This window comes from Arthrobacter sp. Y3223164, assembly GCF_059091005.1.
The window spans coordinates 1-679 of sequence record NZ_JBNHGF010000754.1 but is presented as its reverse complement, the minus strand read 5'-3'; the positions used below and the strand labels follow the sequence as shown (position 1 = coordinate 679).

Below are 679 nucleotides of genomic sequence, written 5' to 3'. Positions count from 1 at the left end.
AGCGGTCCGAGCGGCCCCGCCAGACGCCGGAGAGCACGCGCGTCAGTTCGCCGTCGTCCGCGCCGCCGCGCAGCAGGGCGCGCAGATCCGTCCCGCCGGTGCCGAACAGGCAGGTGAAAAGCTTCCCGTCGGTGCTCAGCCGGGCGCGGGTGCAGCCGTGGCAGAACGCCTGCGTGACGCTGGAGATGGTCCCGATTTCGCCGCCGCCGTCGCGGTATCTGAAGCGTGTGGCCGTCTCGCCGGGGTACCGGGGGGCCAGCGGTTCCAGGGGAAGGTCGGCATCGATCCGCCGCACGATCTCGGCCGACGGGACGACCTGCGCCAGGTTCCAGCCGTTGGTCGTGCCCACATCCATGTATTCGATGAACCGGACGATGTGGGGCGTGCCGTGGAAGTGGCGCGCCATGGCCGGGACGCCGCCGTCGTTCTGGCCGCGCTTGACCACCATGTTGACCTTGACCGGGCCCAGCCCGACCGCGGCCGCGGCCTCGATGGCCTCCAGCACCGCGGCGACGGGATAGTCGACGTCGTTCATCGCGCGGAAGGTGGCGTCGTCAACCGAATCCAGCGAGACGGTCACCCGGGACAGCCCGGCCGCCTTGAGCGCCTCGGCCTTGCGGGCCAGCGCCGAGCCGTTGGTCGTCATCGCCAGGTCCAGCGGACGGCCTTCGGGCGTGCG

General features: G+C 71.7%; 1 protein-coding gene. It reads right to left on the bottom strand.

Annotation, left to right across the window (positions count from 1 at the left end; genetic code table 11):
• On the bottom strand, positions 1–679 hold a 679-nt coding region (locus tag AC5RUJ_RS17815; RefSeq protein WP_494156458.1), incomplete at both ends, for a GTP 3',8-cyclase MoaA.